The organism is Flavobacterium panici, from assembly GCF_024499525.1.
Taxonomy (GTDB): Bacteria; Bacteroidota; Bacteroidia; order Flavobacteriales; family Flavobacteriaceae; genus Flavobacterium; species Flavobacterium panici.
This window is the reverse complement of record NZ_CP100437.1, coordinates 599,784-615,753: the sequence shown is the minus strand read 5'-3', so window position 1 is coordinate 615,753 and position 15,970 is coordinate 599,784. Positions and strand designations below refer to the sequence as shown.

The following is a 15,970-nucleotide window of genomic DNA, read 5'->3' as shown; positions in this document are numbered from 1 at the left end:
AGCCTCTGGTTTTAACCAGAGGCTTTTTTGTTAAAGGAATCCAAATGAAATGAACTTATATAACTTATATGGTGAAAAAAACATTTTTATGGTGTTCCAAACCACCACTAAATCAAAGACTTTTGAAAATAAACGTCAAAACACTTGACAACGCCTATCTCACAATCGTATATTTGCAGGCGATTTAAAATTTTAGATAAAAAAGTCTAAGATTGATATTTTAAAATCTAACTTCAAATATGAAATTATCACACTTCAATTTCAATTTACCGAAAGAACTTTTAGCTGAATTCCCGGCAGAAAATAGAGATGAATCTCGTTTAATGGTAATTGACCGTCAAAAACAAACAATAGAACATAAAATGTTTAAAGATGTTATCAACTATTTTGATGACGGAGACGTTTTAATTCTTAACAATACAAAAGTTTTCCCTGCACGTTTGTACGGAAACAAAGAAAAAACTGGAGCAAGAATTGAGGTTTTCTTATTAAGAGAATTAAATTCAGAGCAGCGTTTATGGGACGTTTTAGTAGATCCTGCTAGAAAAATCCGTATCGGAAACAAACTTTATTTTGGTGACGACGATTCGTTAGTTGCTGAGGTAATCGACAATACAACATCTCGTGGTAGAACATTACGTTTCTTATACGATGGTTCTTATGAAGAATTCAGAAACAAATTAACAGAACTTGGAGAAACTCCAATTCCTAAATACATCAACAGAGAAGTTACTGCTGAAGATGCTGAAAGATACCAAACAATCTACGCAAAAGAAGAAGGAGCTGTAGCGGCACCAACTGCTGGTTTACACTTCTCAAAACACCTTTTGAAAAAATTAGAAATCAAAGGAGTAAATTTTGCTGAGGTAACTTTACACGTAGGTTTAGGAACTTTCAATCCAGTTGAAGTGGAAGATTTATCTAAGCACAAAATGGATTCAGAAGAATTGATCATTAATCAACAAGCTTGTGATATCGTAAACGAAGCAAAAGCAAAGAAAAAACGTATTTGTGCAGTAGGAACAACTTCTATGCGTGCAATCGAAAGTTCTGTTTCTTCTGCTAATACTTTGAATCCTTACGAAGGATGGACAAATAAATTTATTTTCCCTCCTCACGATTTCAGTATTGCAAACTGTATGATCACAAACTTCCACACACCAAAATCAACATTATTAATGATGATTTCTGCTTTCTGTGGACATGATTTAATGAAAAAAGCATACGACGAAGCGATCAAAGAAGGATACAAATTCTATTCTTACGGAGACGCGATGTTAATTCTATAATTAGAATTGATCTTATAAAGAAACCCGACAAGTTTTTAAAACCTGTCGGGTTTTTGTTTTTTAATAGTTTCAGGTTTCAAGTTTCAAGTTTGGCGCTCGCCGCAAGATTTAACCGCAAAGTTCGCAAAGCTTTGTGTTCTTTTGCATTTGGCAAACAAACTGAGCAAAAAAATCCTTGCGAACTTTGCGTTAAATAACACCAAGCATATCAACTTGAAACCTTAAACTTAAAACAAAACAAACAAAATTTGTTATTTTAGCCGACAAAACAAAAACACAATGACTTTTCAAAATACACGCGAATTTGCACGAGAGCTAGATTCGAAAGACACACTAAATCACTATCAGGAACAATTCATTTTTCCTAAAGTCAATGACAAACGAGTTATATATTTCACCGGAAATTCATTAGGATTACAGCCAAAACGAACCAAAGCTTATATTGACGAAATAATGAATGACTGGGCAGAACTAGCTGTTGAAGGTCATTTTTATGCAGAGAAACCTTGGTGGGATTATCAGGAAAGATTTGCAGAACCGTTGAGTAAAATTGTGGGAGCACTTCCGTCAGAAGTTACGGTTATGAATACTTTGACAGTGAATCTTCATTTGTTGATGGTTTCTTTTTATCAGCCAAAAGGGAAGCGTTATAAAATTATCTGTGAAGAAAAAGCCTTTCCATCAGATCAATATATGTTTCAAAGCCAGGTTCATTTTCACGGATATAAAACAGAAGATGCAATTATAGAAATTAAACGAAGAGAAGGAGAACATAATATTCGTTTAGAAGATGTTTTAGCAAAAATTGAAGAAGTTGGTGACGAATTAGCTTTAGTTTTAATTGGCGGCGTAAATTATTATACCGGACAAGTTTTTGACATTAAAACCATTACAGCTGCAGGGCAAAAAACCGGAGCAAAAGTAGGCTGGGATTTAGCGCACGCAGCCGGAAATATCAAATTAGAACTTCACGATTGGAATGTAGATTTTGCCGCTTGGTGCAGTTATAAATATATGAATTCAGGGCCAGGAAATGCTTCTGGAGTTTTTGTTCACGAAAGACATCATAATGATCCAGATTTACCGCGATTTGCAGGTTGGTGGGGACACAACAAAGAACGTCGTTTTAAAATGGAACCAACTTTTGATCCCGTTCATGGAGCAGGAGGGTGGCAGATTAGTAACCTTCCAGTTTTATCTTTAGCGCCGTATTTGGCTTCTGTAGAAATGTTTGCTGAGGTTGGAATGGATGCCTTAATTGCAAAACGGGATCACATCACATCTTATTTAGAATTTATTCTGCACGAAATTGATAAAGAAGTTGCAGGTAATTTTGAAATTATCACACCTTCAAACCCAATCGAAAGAGCTTCACAATTATCTGTTTTCCTTCACGGAGAAGGAAGAAGTTTATTCGATTATTTAATGAAAAACGGAGTAATTACAGACTGGCGTGAACCAAACGTAATTCGTCTGGCACCAGTTCCTTTATATTGTTCTTATGAGGATATGTATGACTTTGGACAAATCCTTAAAAAAGGAATTTTAGGAAAGTAAGAATGATTGCAAATTAATCTCGCAAAGTCGCAAAGTTTTTTTTGCCACAGATTAAAAGGATTAAAAAGATTTTTTTGAATTGCCTCCAGCTTTAGCTGGAGGTATTAAAGATAAAATTTGAAAGGGCTTTAGCCAAACGCGTAGTTTGGCTAAAGCCCTTTTCATTTGATCAAATTTTCATCCAGCTAAAGCTGGACGCCATTGAACTAAGAAAGATTAATCCGATTAATCTGCAAAATCTGCGGGAAAAAATTTCAACGCATTTATTGAAATCTTTTCTAATCCTTTTAATCTGTGGCAAAAAAACTTTGCGACTCTGCGACTTTGCGAGATTAAACGATCCAGCTTCCAATAAAAATTCTGCAAGCAAATAGTAAAATCTTCTAATCATATAACGTTTCTCAAAAATCATGTAATAATTGACACGTGATATATTCCGTATTTTGTAATGTATAATTTTAAAAACCACAATCATGAAAGGCTTATATATATTATTAGCGGCAATACTTATCACTTCTTGTCAAAATCAAAGTAAAGAAGATTTAAACAAAGCCAAACAAGCCAGTATTGATTCAATGAAAGTTGAGATTAACAAACAGCGTGTTATCGATTCAATGAAGACAGAAATGGCTAAGATAAAAGAGGAGCAGAAAGCTGAATCTCAAAAAGTTGTTGTCGTACACCAACAAGCTGAAAACGGAAATACTACAACTACCACTACTACCAAAAAGAAAGGATGGAGTGCAACTGCTAAAGGTGCCGTTATTGGTGCCGGAGTTGGTGCTGCAACCGGAGCAATTGTGAGTAAGAAAAAAGGTGAAGGAGCCATTATTGGTGGTTTGGCCGGAGCTGCATTGGGTACTGGAACAGGAGCTGTTATTGACAGCAAAAACAAGAAGAAAGAATAGATTTTAATTTCTATATATTAAAAATGCCGATTTAGAATTTCTAAATCGGCGTTTTGTTTTATGCTAATTCAGGTTTCGGAATCTGGATTGCATTTAATTCTGATTTATAAAAATCGAATTGATTTTTGATTTTTTCCTCTTCCTTTTTAAAATAAAGAGTCGACGAAAACAGATTTTGATAATATTCAATTCCTTCTAAAATATTCGTTTTAAAAGAATTCCATTTTTTTAGCTGCATTGCGGTTGCTTCTCCGGAAATAGTTTCAATTTCATTTCGAAAATAATCCACATACATCTTTAATTCCTTCACAAATAAATTCGGGCGGTCTGTTCTTAAAATAGATTTTCCCTGATAAATGTGCTGTACCATTTCTTTTAAAGAAACTTCCTGATCAAAATAAGCCAAATTTGGTCCCGGACAAATTACAACGCCTTGTGCCTGACCTTTTACTTTAATATCATTTTCAAGATAAGAAGCGTTTGCCAAACCTACACATAAACATGATTTTTCGGTTATTTTGATTTTGCTTTTTTCAAATGCATCGACAGATAAAGTATCTTTTATACTTTCTAATTCTCTCAGTTTAATATCCTGATATTTTTTAGAAGCTGTACAAATTCCATGCGGATCATATTCTTTACTTAATGCTAAAAATTTCTTCGGGCAGGAACTTCCGGCTTTATTTTCGTGAATTCTTTTTTGTTTTAAAAATTCATTTGTAGTTCCTTTTAAAGTATTAAACGGAACTCCTAAAGGTGAAATGTTACTTAAATAAAAATCATCTTCTTTTGCATTCATCAATAACTTTCGAGTTTCCTGATCTACAGAAGTGGCTTCAGGAACTAATAAAAATGGAGATCCCCAGCCAACAGAATCTACTTGATATTCGTCTAATAAAAATTCATGTTCTTCTGCAGTTCCAACACCGCCCTGAACGGTAATTTTTAATTCTAAAGGTTTTTCGGGAAAAGCTTCATTTTTTGACTGTAAAGCTTTAATCATTAAATCGTGGGCTGATTGTATCAGTTGTTCTTTTTTCTGCTTGAATTCTTCTAAAATAGTACCTAATAAGAGTCCATCAGTTGCAAAAGCGTGGCCGCCGCAGTTTAATCCGGATTCAATTCGGTATTCAGAAACCCAAAGGCCTTTTTTAGCCAGGAAATTTCCCTGAATCATTGCCGATCTAAAATCACTTACTTTTAAGATGATTTTCTTTTTAAGTTCGTTATTTTCATTCGGGAAAAAATCTTTGAAGTTTTCGAAGTAACCAAACAATCTCGGATTCATTCCGGCAGAAAGTACAACAGATGATTCCAGATTACTATTTGCAAAACCTCTTAAAGCAGCATGAGCGTCATTAAACTCAATTGGAAGTTGTTCGTTTTTAACGAAATTATCTTTGTCCAGTTTCGTCATAATGTTAACGTCGATTTCTCCCGGAAAAAGATTCGTTTCGATATAATTCTGAATATTTTCTTTAAAAGCAATTCCGTCATCCAATAAATTCTGAAATCCTTTTTTAATATCAGAAGTATTAGGAAGCATTGACATGAAATTTTCAAGAGAAGTTTTGCTTTCGGCTAATTCAGTTTTAAAATTCTCGAATTTTTCTTTTACAATTTTATCAACTAAATTTAAGTAAGAAGTAATTCTTTCTGCACGATAATCATGAAATTTCTGCGTGATTTCTTCATACGGAATATTGAATTTAGTGCTGTAAAAGTTACGCATCTTCTCAATCAAATCATCATCAGCGAGAGCAACAACAGACGAAATTCCATATTGCGCCACGCGAATTGGGCTGTCAATTGTATATGCAAGACCCATCACCGGAATATGAAAAGTGTGTAAAGGTATTTTTGCCATTTGTTTTCAGATTAAAATAAAGGCAAATATTGAAAAAAGGTTTTTTTTAAAAGCTGATAATTGTCAGGTTTGTGGATTAGCTTCCACGAATTACACGAATTTCCACTAATTTTTATTCGCAGGATTTTAAAAATTAATTCGTGAAAATTCGTGTAATTCGTGGCGAAAAAATAACACTAATCCATTAACTTTTTAAAACGGATAATCATTACGGATATTGATTGTGTTCCTGGGGTTGAAACCGGAGGCTATGTTTTCTTTGCGTATATTTTTTCAATATAGCCCGTGGTTTCAACCACGGGCAACGTATTATAAGAATGCGTTATGGAATTTCTTTACGGAAATATATTGTGTTCCTGCGGCTGAAACCGCAGGCTATATTGACGTAGATGCATTTATATCAAAATCTTCTTCAAAGACTCAGCAATGCTTCTCCATAAAAAGTTATAAAATGATTTTTCCTGAATTCTTTCAATTTCAACATCGGCAGTTTTAGCTTTGTCTTTTGAATCGTTTTTGACAAGCAAATTAACAATTGCCGATTTAAGTTTGGCTTCTTTTTCAGGATGCTTCTTTTTGTATAGTTTTACTTTTAAATCGTCATAATCTAAAGAAGCATTTCCTTTTGAAATATTATCATTTCCGTAGAAATTAAAACGGTATTTATTAAAAATTCCAGTGAAAGACGCATTCATATAAGGTTTGCTGAATTGCCCCATCGCACGAACATCAAAATTCGAGATCACGCCCTGAATATGAAAACCGTCATTTTTATCCAGAACATTAAAACTCCAATCGACATTAAGAGGTGAAGTTTTCATAAAAATACATTTCACTTTAATTTTGACATCGTTTGTTTTTTTCAAACCAAAACCACTTCGAAGGTTTGTTGCCTGCAAATTGAATTTGTCGAAATTTAAAACTCCGGGACCTTTCGAGAAATCAATTTCTTCTTCGTAAACCAATTTTGATTTGAGAACCTGCAAAGTATCAATTTGAAGCGGGAATTTTATATTTCGCAATAAATGATTGTACAGATATTTTTTGCTTAAATCATCTTTTGGCATTTTTCCGCGATAAATATTCGCATCAAAATGATTGATTACAAGTGAATTTGCTTTAAAGAAAAAACGATCATTTTTAAAACCCCAATCCATTTTTGAAACTTGAGCCGAGTCGAATTTCAAAGTGTAAATGTCTTTTTCTTTATCTAAACGCTTAATAAAATCGGGGCGTTTAAATTGCGGAAGATTAGAGAAATTATTGATTTTTAAAAAGTTTTTCTCGGTACTTATTTTTCCAATATTAATATGATAAAAAGCACTTGGTCTGTAAAATAAACTATCAATAACCAAGGCATAACTATTATACTGCAGCGGAATTTTTTCTTTTAAAGTGGCATCTGTAAGCAGAATTCCTTCTAATTTCAGAATGATTTTTTTAATGCTGAAAATAGGTTTTTGAGTATCTAAAGAAACAACATCGATTGTTCCGTCATTTAAGTAAATATTTGAAACGGCAACAATTTTACGGAAAGGCTCAAATATTTCGCTTTTAATGCTTTTGCTGTTATTTAACAATTTTTCACCTTTTTTATATAAAATGACTCTGGGTTTATTGATGATAATACTTTCAGCCTGAATAATATCGCGAAAAGCCAAATCCCAAATATTAAAATGTTTTATTGTAATAGATTCAATTTTAGAGAAAAGCCCATTTTTGCTGTCTTTCGGCTGATTCTTCGGACTCACTAATAATGTTTCTGCATAGATATTTCGGGAAAAAAGAGAAACTTCAATTTTTTCGTAATTGATATTATAAACGGTTTTGTTTTTTTCGTGAATAATAATCGGAAGCTGTTTTTTAATCCAGTAATTCAGGCCAATATTTGCCAAAATCACAAGCAGGAAAAGGGAAATTACACCGATTACTATTTTTTTATATATAGACATTTATAAGATTGATTTTAAATACATAAATTTAGGCTTTAAAAAAGGATGATTATTACATTATTCTTCATTTTGGTTACATCATTTTACAAACATTACGGTTTATACTTTTGCAAAATATGAGAAGATTTAAAAAAATTCTGTTGGTTTTAGTGTTGCTTATTGTTGTACTTGGAATAGGTTTATGTGCTTATATTTTTCATTTGAAACCCAAGTATGAAGGAGAATTAGAATTAAAGAATCTCGAGAAAGAAACCACGGTATATTTTGATGAATATGGAGTTCCTCATATTTATGCCGATTCTGAAAAAGATGCCATGACGGCGCTTGGGTATGTTCACGCACAGGAAAGATTATGGCAGATGGAATTGCTTCGCAGAATTGCTCCGGGAAAATTATCGGAAATCTTCGGATCTGTTGCGCTTAAAAATGATAAGTTTTTTGCCGGAATTGGTATCGAAGAGGCTTCGGCGAAAGCCATTGCCAAATTAGATAAAAACAGCGAAAGTTATAAATTGACACAAGCGTATCTGGACGGAATTAATCAATATTTAGAAGAAGGAACAACACCAATTGAGTTTACATTGGTCGGCGTAAAAAAAGAAAAATTCACGATAAAAGACGTTTATAATATTTTCGGATATATGTCTTTTAGTTTTGCAATGGCTCAAAAAACAGATCCTTTATTGACTGATATTAAAAATAAATATGGAGTCGAATATTTGAAAGATTTAGGGATTGAAGGCGAATTCAATACGACGCAGATCAAAAGTTCAAAAAAAAATATTGAAGATTATACCGCTGTTTCAAAATCAATTACTGTGTTGCTGGACAAATCGCCAATTCCTCCATTTATAGGAAGTAACAGCTGGGTTGCGGGACCGCACAAAACAAAGAGCGGAAAAGTAATTTTTGCCAATGATCCGCATATTGGCTTTTCACAGCCGGCAACTTGGTACGAAGCACATATTGTAACTCCCAAACATGAATTATATGGCTGTTATCTGGCAGGAACTCCGTTTCCGTTATTGGCGCACAATCGCGATTATGCCTATGGTTTAACAATGTTTGAAAATGATGACATCGATTTTTATCAGGAAAAAAATAAAGACGGTGATTCTAATCAATATCAAACACCAACAGGTTTTGCGAATTACGAAATCAGAAAAAAAACAATTAAAGTAAAAGATACTTCGGATGTTGTGCTGACGATTAAGTCAAGCCGACACGGACCAATTATGAATGATTTGCTGGAACGATTGGATCGTAAAAATCCAATTGCAATGTTGTGGACTTACACGCATCAGCCCATTCAAATTCTGGATGCTGCTTATGGTTTGTCGCATGCTAAAAACAAAGACGATTTAAAAAAAGCCGCGAGCTTAATTGCTGCGCCGGGATTGAATGTGATGTACGGCGATGCCAAAGGAAATGTAGGTTGGTGGGCGACAGGGAAATTATATAAACATAACAAAGGGGTAAATACACATTTAATTTTAGACGGTTCAAGTGGGAAAGATGATATTGTAGAATATTTAGATTTTTCTAAAAACCCATCGGCTGAAAATCCGAAATGGGGTTATGTATATTCTGCCAATAATCAGCCGGAACCAATCGACGGTTTTTTATATCCGGGATATTACCTGCCGGAAGATCGTGCGAAAAGAATTTCTGGTTTAATGGATGCAAAATCAGACTGGGATAAAGAAGCAATCAGCAAAATGATTTACGATAATACATCGGAAGTTGCAGTTGGAACGGTTCAAAACCTAATTTCGAATATTGATCTTAATTCGATTTCGGCATCAGAAAAAGAAGCCATAAAAGTTTTAAAATCCTGGAAGGGAACTACAAACCTGGAAGATGTTGCGCCAACGATTTATAATAAATGGGTTTATCTTTATTTGAAAAATACTTTTGAAGACGAAATGGGCGAAGACAATTTTAATATGTTTTTGGGAATTTCTGTTGGGAAACAGGTTATCGCCAATCAGGTTAAAAATGAAAATTCGGTTTGGTGGGATAATATCAAAACCAAAAATGTAAAAGAAACCAGAAAAGACATCGTTTCAAAATCTTTTCATGAAGCCATTTCAGATCTTCAAAAACAATTAGGAAATACAATTTCTGACTGGAAATGGGGCGAAGTTCATACGGTTGAACATGAACATCCGTTAGGAAAAGTGGCAGCACTTCGTGGTTTATTTAATGTTGGGCCTTTTGCTTCTCCGGGATCAAATGAAGTAATCAATAATTTATTTTTCGGTTTAACCAATGAAGGAAAGTATTATGTAAAAGGCGGACCTTCAACGAGAAGAATTGTAGATTTCTCTGATATTGAAAACAGCTGGAGTATTCTGCCAACGGGACAATCAGGAAATCCGTTCAGCAAACATTACAGCGATCAGGCAGAAATGTACAACGCCGGAAAGTTTAGAAAAATGAAATTGAATAAAGAGGAAATTATAAAAACGTCGACTAAACTGGTTTTGAAACCGAAAGGATAGTTTGTTTTGTTTCAAGTTTCAGGTTTCAAGTTTTGCGCTGCGAAATCTTTGTCAAAGTTTTAAACTTTGACAAAGATGTTGAGACTTAAAAACCTTTGAGCCTTTGTTACTTTGTCCCTTTGAGCCTAAAATCAGAACCTTTACTTCGAAATATACTTCCCCTTCACAATATCATTAGCAAAAATATTCAGGTTATTAGTAAGTACTTTACTTGTCGTCATAATATTTTGGGTTTGATAGGCAGTATCTTTCTCGTATGCTTTTAGCAAAGTTTCCAGTTCAACTTCGTCATAGACAACAAAAAGATTGTAGATCGCATCCCTGAAGTTTTTGTAATTGATACTTTCCGTAATTTCCATTGCTTTTTGTTCGTTCCAGCCTTCTTTTGCCGAAGCTTCGTTTATTTTAGAAAGGCAATAATCAATTACATAATTTTTGTAATGAGCCGCTTCGACGATTTTATCAATTATGATTTTATTTTGCTGTGAGGGCATTTTTGCAGATGGAGAATTTGTCTGCGAAATACAAATAGTTGGGATTAAAAGGCATAGAAATAAAGCCAGAAAAGCGTGCTTTTTTAGATTTTTCATAGGTTATTTTAGTTGTTTTGGGTACGGCTAAAATAATATTTTTTATGATAAATGATCAAGTTTGAATGTTACAAGTTATAACAAAAAGAACTCCGATAAAAAAGATTTTGAATCGATTTTACCGGAGTTGATTTAAGAGATTTTCTAAAAATTATTTTGCTTTATTTTTTGAAAGTTCTTCTACGACTTTTTTTCCATTTTCATTTGAAGGATCAAGTTCAACAGATTTTGAATAATTGGCTAAAGCCAGTTTTTTATCTCCATCGGCTAAATAAGCTTCGCCCAAACTATCATAAACATTTCCTGATTTTGGAAAAGCTTCTACATTAATTTTAAAAATTTCTATAGCTTCTTTCTTTTTTCCAGTTTGCAATAATTGGTAGCCAACATTATTCATGTCTCCTTCCTTAATACCATAAGTTGGATCGTTTTTCAATTTCTTATAAGTATCTACACCAGCGGTTGTTCCTTTGGTTTTAAAAACTTCTAAAAGTTCAAGAGCCATTGATCTTTTTGCCTGATTGTATGGCTGGTTGTATAGAATATTACGAATAGCTTCATTCATTTCGCCTAAAACCGTTCCTCCGGTATTGTTCAGTAAAACAACTAAATTTTTATCAGCAGGCACGCGGGAAATAATTGTGTTAAATCCGTTAATTCCTCCGCCGTGTTCTATAATTTTATATTGTTTACCACCAATTTTCTCTTCAGATAAAAACCATCCGTATCCATAACCTTCATTTCCAGACGAGATGTAAGATTTAAATAAAGATTCCATTGATTTTTCTGAAAGTATTTTATTGCCATAAAGCGCCTGATCCCAAAGATATAAATCTTCTACAGTTGAGTATAAAGATCCTGCAGCATACGGAATACTCATGTCAATAAAAGAAGCGTTAACATAGTTTTTGCCTTGTTTTTCGTAACCGGCAGCTCTGTTTTTAAGTATAACTTCGCTATGGTCAAAACCTGTATTTACCAGATTTAAAGGTGTAAGGATAGTTTCCTGTAAATATTGCTCGTATGTTTTTCCTGTAATTTTTTCGATAATATAACCCAATAAAAAGTAACCTGAGTTACTGTAACTAAATTTTTCGCCTGGCTTAAAATCCAGAGGCAGTTTATTAAACGTTTTTACAAACTCTTCAGGAGTACTTGGGTTACGGCTTTTTTCTCTAAGAAAGTTTGGTACAGAAGTATAATTCGGAATTCCGGATGTATGCGTTAACAAATGATGAATCGTGATTTTATCACCCTTTTCTTTTGGATAATCCGGTAAATAAGTTGTGATTGGAACATCAAGTTTTACTTTTCCTTCTTCAGCCAGTTTTACAATTAAAAACGCCGTAAATTGTTTGCTGATAGAACCTAACCTAAATTTAGTATCAGGTTGATTTGGAATATTCCATTCCATATTAGCTTGGCCAAAACCTTTTTTAAAGATTACTTTTCCATTTTCTGCCACTAACGCAGATCCGTTAAATTGTCCGTATTCAGTGTATTTAGCTAAAAGATCTTCGATTTGTTTTGCTTTATCTTGCGCAAAAGTAGTTATTGTAAAAAACGATAGTATTGCGCAGAGTGCGATGAGTTTGATTGATTTTTTCATAATCCTGGTTATGGGTTTAGTTAATGAATGATGCGTTTTGATTGATGATTGAAACTTCTAACAATTAGATATTCAATAAAAATGAAATCGAAAGTACGATTTTTTTTACTTGAATAAATTCGGATGCTTAAAATGTTAGACGATTGAATTAAAATTTGGTTTCAACATTCATCGATTTTTTTCATTCATTTACTAAAAAAGAATTTGAGTATTAACTAGGGGTTAGTTTTTATAAGGTCTATGCTCGTAACTCACAATTCGTTTCAATTTCCAATCTTTACCATTCCTTTCCCAAATATGAACAAATTTCCCGGTTCCTTTTGGAACGCCATCAACATAAAAAGTGTGTTCTCCTAATTGTACAGCTCCAAAATCGCCTAATTTATCAATTGTACAGGAATTTAATTTTCTGGTTAATTTTTTTGGGTTCTCGCATTTTGAAATCAACGACTTGATTTCATTTGCCTGGGAGATGTTCAATCCAGAACGGTCATCGTAAAACTCAACATCTTCTGAAATTATTTTTTTAAATAGGGCAGCATCGCATTGATTGAATGCAACATCAAAAAGTAAACTGTCCATTTTAATAATTTCAGTTTTTAAAAGATCCATTTTTAAAATCTCTGAATTGGTTTGCGCAATAGCTTCTCTTCTTAAAAATAACATAAAGAGAACTAATATATTGATCATTTTTGGCATAGCTGTAGTTTTAGAATATTGATTTTCGGGAGAATTATTTCGTTTCAATATCGATTAGTTTTTGCCCGTTTTCTCCAAGATAATGCAAGAGTAAATCTTTATATACTTTATAACCGTCATCAACATTGGTAAAAACAACAAGGCCTTGCTTTGTTTTAGGAAGTATAAAAAACAGCGTTTGAACACCTTGATCTGCGCCTCCGTGTGATAAAGCATATTCTCCGTTTCCGAAATCATAAATCTCAAAACCAAGACCAAAATATTTATCTTTTTTAGTTGTCACCTGATGCGCGTTCATATCGTCAAACACTTTTTTACTCAAGCCATCGCCGTTTAAAACACTGCAAAGAAATTTTCCGTAATCTTCAATAGTCGTTAATAAATCGTCGGCGGCGTTTGCAGTTTTGTTTTTTGTTGGTTCATATGCATTTCCCTTGTTGTCGTAGTTAACAGCATATCTCGAAAGATCTATTTTGTCATTCCAGACAAGTTGCGAATCATTCATTTTTATCGGTTCAAAAACCAATTCAGAAGCTAATTGTTCTAATGTTTTATGGAATTTTTTTTCTAACGCTTTTCGCAGATATTCAAAACCTTCGCCAGAATATTGATATTTTGTTCCGGGTTTGAATTTGAAATCCAGTTTTTTAGATTCGTTTAAAAATCGCCAGTTTGGGAAACCGGTTTGATGACTTAAAACAATTCTAGTAGTCAATAATTTTAAATTTGGATCATTTGCAATATCAGGATCAGTCCAGTATTTGTAAAGCGGCTCGTCAAGATCCCATTTTCCTGAACTTACTAATTTTAAAGTAGTAACTGCAGTAATAGGTTTTGTTAAAGAAGCGACGTTCCAAATGGTATTATATGGCGCGGTAACACCTTTTTTTAGTTCACCAAAAACTTTTACCTGTTTCAGTTTTCCATCTGTAATAATGCCGATTCCTAAAGCTGGAACTTTGTTTTCTTTCAGCCATTTTTCGGTTAAATCGTCATTATCAAAAAGGTTTGATTTCGTTGGTGCAGAACTTGTCATTTGATGATTGTAGCTCAATGATCGAGCTAATTTCCAATCTTTATTTTTTAAAAGCCAAACGTGGGTAAATTTTGCTATGCTTCCAAATTGTTCCGGCTTTCCCGCCGAAGTTTCATAAAAACGGTGCGTTCCTATTTGTATCGCACCATACAAAACACCTTTTTTGTAAAGCGGATAAATTTCTGTGCTTCCGTCAACTAATTCTCTTCGGGATTGATACGTTGTCGGCGATCCGCATAATCCGTTTTTTAGAGTTTTTAAAAATCGACCTTTGTCTGAAATACTATCTTTGTCGTGAAAAAACTCAAAATCTTCAGTTAATAAATCTTCAAATTGTTTGATGTTGCAAGTGTTGAAACCAATATTAAAAAGAAGACTGTCTTTTGACATAATGGTTTTGTACAAAGCTGAGTTTTCGGTTTCCTGGGAAAATCCAAATTGGATCTGAAAAAGTAAAATTCCAATTAAAATAAACTTTAATTGAAAAAAAGTGTGATTGATTTTCATTGTGATTGATTGATGATTAATGATTTGCAATATTACATCAATCAAAATATGAAAAATAGTATAAAAGCGAAAACTTACCTTTTTTGCGAAAGAAAATACGAATTGGGATCAAACATCTTTGGCGTTGTTTTCGTTACATCTTTAAACTTTTTTATAAAATGCGATTGATCAAAATATTTGTTGTACAATGCAACATCGGTTAGTTTTAGTTTTTCTAAATCAGAATTTACCATTTGATCAACCGATTTCCTGAACTTCAAAATCTGAATGTATTTTTTAATCGTAAGTCCGGTTGCTGTTTTAAATTTAATTTGCAGCAATCGTTGTGATGATTTTAAATCAGAACTAATTTCTGAAACCGAAATTTCTTCCTGATTTTTAATGATTTCGCAGATTTTTTCGATTATATTTTTATCTGAATGTAAATCAGACAATTCCTCAAAATAAGTATTTATGGTGTTCAATAAAGTTTCAATTTCGGCATCAGTTTGAACTTTAAAAGGCAATTCTTTAGGATTAATTTTAAGAATAGAATCTGTAAAATTACTTAAATCATATTTCGGAAACATAGAAAGCGTCCATGTATGAAGCTGTATTATAGTAACTTTGGTTTTCGGCTGAATATTCACCAAAACTTTATTGGTCATTTGCGAACAAAAGTAAACACCTTCGTTCATTTCGTATTTATTTTTACTCGTATGAACTTCTATAGCATTCCCAGTTACAATGGCAAGATTAAAACAGCCGTTTGGTAAAACGAGTTTATTTTCAATCAGGCTTTCGCCGATGCTGTTGTCTAAACACCAAATTTTATTGACGAACCTTTCAGCTTTTTGGGTTACATAATGTTCTGAGTAGAGGTTCATTTTTGATTATTAGTTTGAATTGTTTTTCTGAAAATTTATTCAAATGTTACTTTCGCGGCATTTATCTTTATTGAATTTACAAGCTCTTTAAACGAATTAAGATATTTATTAAATTCAGCATGATCTTTTGCAGCTAAAACAGCTGTAATAATAGTGGTTTTAGATTCAATAACCAATAAAGCTTCTTCTTTAAAATTAGGATATATGTAGCTTACAACTTTATAACGTCCGGTTAAAAAGTTATCTTTCTTTAAATTTTCAAAGCTGTAATTTAATTCACCAATCTTTATTTCAGGAATGTCATTTTTTAATTCCAAACTATTTCCTTCAATCCATAAATTTAAATCAGGCGGCGATTGATAATCTAATCCATAAACATACATATAAGTATCGTCGCTGCTATTTTTCTCGTCAGGCCTTATTAAAAAAGGAATTTGATCGTTCTCAGCCTGAACCCAGTTTTTAGGAATTTCCAACCTTATTAAATGTTTAGAGCCGGTTAGCATTTTTGACTGCGCATAAAAATTAAAAGAAACCAGAATAAGAAGTGCAACTAAATAAGTTTTAATTTTCATGGGTTACGAAG

The 15,970-nt window shown here is 33.1% G+C and carries 12 protein-coding genes; 4 read left to right on the top strand and 8 right to left on the bottom strand.

What is annotated here, in order from left to right:
- Positions 1 to 239: 239 nt before the first annotated feature.
- The 3 genes from queA (at position 240) to NLJ00_RS02910 (ending at position 3,754) form a co-directional block, all read left to right on the top strand.
- A complete protein-coding gene (gene queA, locus NLJ00_RS02920) occupies positions 240 to 1,289 on the top strand; it encodes a tRNA preQ1(34) S-adenosylmethionine ribosyltransferase-isomerase QueA (RefSeq protein WP_053472529.1) in 1,050 nt (349 codons plus the stop codon).
- A gap of 279 nt (positions 1,290 to 1,568) precedes the next feature.
- Positions 1,569 to 2,846, top strand: coding sequence for a kynureninase (gene kynU, locus NLJ00_RS02915; RefSeq protein WP_256636168.1), 1,278 nt, complete (start codon positions 1,569 to 1,571; stop codon positions 2,844 to 2,846).
- Positions 2,847 to 3,319: 473 nt separating this feature from the next.
- Positions 3,320 to 3,754, top strand: a complete 435-nt coding sequence (locus NLJ00_RS02910; RefSeq protein WP_053472532.1) for a YMGG-like glycine zipper-containing protein — start codon at positions 3,320 to 3,322, stop codon at positions 3,752 to 3,754.
- A 58-nt stretch (positions 3,755 to 3,812) separates the two neighbouring features.
- Here NLJ00_RS02910 and NLJ00_RS02905 read toward each other — a convergent pair whose 3' ends face one another.
- Together NLJ00_RS02905 and NLJ00_RS02900 are read right to left on the bottom strand one after the other, a co-directional pair.
- Positions 3,813 to 5,621, bottom strand: coding sequence for a hypothetical protein (locus NLJ00_RS02905; RefSeq protein ID WP_256636167.1), 1,809 nt, complete (start codon positions 5,619 to 5,621; stop codon positions 3,813 to 3,815).
- A gap of 395 nt (positions 5,622 to 6,016) precedes the next feature.
- Positions 6,017 to 7,573: a hypothetical protein gene (locus NLJ00_RS02900; RefSeq protein WP_256636166.1), complete on the bottom strand. Its 1,557-nt coding sequence runs from the start codon at positions 7,571 to 7,573 to the stop codon at positions 6,017 to 6,019.
- A 116-nt stretch (positions 7,574 to 7,689) separates the two neighbouring features.
- On the opposite strand from NLJ00_RS02900, the gene NLJ00_RS02895 reads away from it, so the two are divergent.
- Positions 7,690 to 10,077, top strand: a complete 2,388-nt coding sequence (locus NLJ00_RS02895) for a penicillin acylase family protein (RefSeq protein ID WP_256636165.1) — start codon at positions 7,690 to 7,692, stop codon at positions 10,075 to 10,077.
- Between the two features lie 140 nt (positions 10,078 to 10,217).
- On the opposite strand, the gene NLJ00_RS02890 is transcribed toward NLJ00_RS02895, so the two are convergent.
- The 6 genes from NLJ00_RS02890 to NLJ00_RS02865 all read right to left on the bottom strand — a co-directional run bounded on the left by NLJ00_RS02890 (position 10,218) and on the right by NLJ00_RS02865 (position 15,959).
- A complete protein-coding gene (locus tag NLJ00_RS02890; RefSeq protein ID WP_053472536.1) occupies positions 10,218 to 10,667 on the bottom strand; it encodes a hypothetical protein in 450 nt (149 codons plus the stop codon).
- 151 nt (positions 10,668 to 10,818) lie between these two features.
- The gene (locus tag NLJ00_RS02885) at positions 10,819 to 12,276 is read right to left on the bottom strand and encodes a serine hydrolase (RefSeq protein ID WP_256636164.1); all 1,458 of its coding nucleotides are present in this window, start codon (positions 12,274 to 12,276) and stop codon (positions 10,819 to 10,821) included.
- 222 nt (positions 12,277 to 12,498) lie between these two features.
- Positions 12,499 to 13,023 carry a nuclear transport factor 2 family protein gene (locus NLJ00_RS02880; protein ID WP_256636163.1) on the bottom strand — a complete coding sequence of 175 codons (525 nt, stop codon included), beginning with the start codon at positions 13,021 to 13,023 and terminating at the stop codon, positions 12,499 to 12,501.
- Positions 13,010 to 14,518 (bottom strand): class A beta-lactamase-related serine hydrolase, encoded by a 1,509-nt coding sequence (locus NLJ00_RS02875; RefSeq protein ID WP_256636162.1) that lies wholly within the window; start codon positions 14,516 to 14,518, stop codon positions 13,010 to 13,012. The genes NLJ00_RS02880 and NLJ00_RS02875 overlap by 14 nt, the downstream gene beginning before the upstream one ends.
- 74 nt (positions 14,519 to 14,592) lie before the next feature.
- Positions 14,593 to 15,384 carry a helix-turn-helix domain-containing protein gene (locus NLJ00_RS02870; protein WP_256636161.1) on the bottom strand — a complete coding sequence of 264 codons (792 nt, stop codon included), beginning with the start codon at positions 15,382 to 15,384 and terminating at the stop codon, positions 14,593 to 14,595.
- A 35-nt stretch (positions 15,385 to 15,419) separates the two neighbouring features.
- Entirely contained in the window at positions 15,420 to 15,959 is a 540-nt protein-coding gene (locus NLJ00_RS02865; RefSeq protein ID WP_256636160.1) for a hypothetical protein, read from the bottom strand.
- Positions 15,960 to 15,970: the final 11 nt, after the last annotated feature.

Bases quoted from the DNA above. Each gene is read 5' to 3' on its own strand.
- queA (WP_053472529.1), top strand. From the start codon at position 240: ATGAAATTATCACACTTCAATTTCAATTTACCGAAAGAACTTTTAGCT.
- kynU (WP_256636168.1), top strand. From the start codon at position 1,569: ATGACTTTTCAAAATACACGCGAATTTGCACGAGAGCTAGATTCGAAA.
- NLJ00_RS02910 (WP_053472532.1), top strand. From the start codon at position 3,320: ATGAAAGGCTTATATATATTATTAGCGGCAATACTTATCACTTCTTGT.
- NLJ00_RS02905 (WP_256636167.1), bottom strand. From the start codon at position 5,621: ATGGCAAAAATACCTTTACACACTTTTCATATTCCGGTGATGGGTCTT.
- NLJ00_RS02900 (WP_256636166.1), bottom strand. From the start codon at position 7,573: ATGTCTATATATAAAAAAATAGTAATCGGTGTAATTTCCCTTTTCCTG.
- NLJ00_RS02895 (WP_256636165.1), top strand. From the start codon at position 7,690: ATGAGAAGATTTAAAAAAATTCTGTTGGTTTTAGTGTTGCTTATTGTT.
- NLJ00_RS02890 (WP_053472536.1), bottom strand. From the start codon at position 10,667: ATGAAAAATCTAAAAAAGCACGCTTTTCTGGCTTTATTTCTATGCCTT.
- NLJ00_RS02885 (WP_256636164.1), bottom strand. From the start codon at position 12,276: ATGAAAAAATCAATCAAACTCATCGCACTCTGCGCAATACTATCGTTT.
- NLJ00_RS02875 (WP_256636162.1), bottom strand. From the start codon at position 14,518: ATGAAAATCAATCACACTTTTTTTCAATTAAAGTTTATTTTAATTGGA.
- NLJ00_RS02870 (WP_256636161.1), bottom strand. From the start codon at position 15,384: ATGAACCTCTACTCAGAACATTATGTAACCCAAAAAGCTGAAAGGTTC.
- NLJ00_RS02865 (WP_256636160.1), bottom strand. From the start codon at position 15,959: ATGAAAATTAAAACTTATTTAGTTGCACTTCTTATTCTGGTTTCTTTT.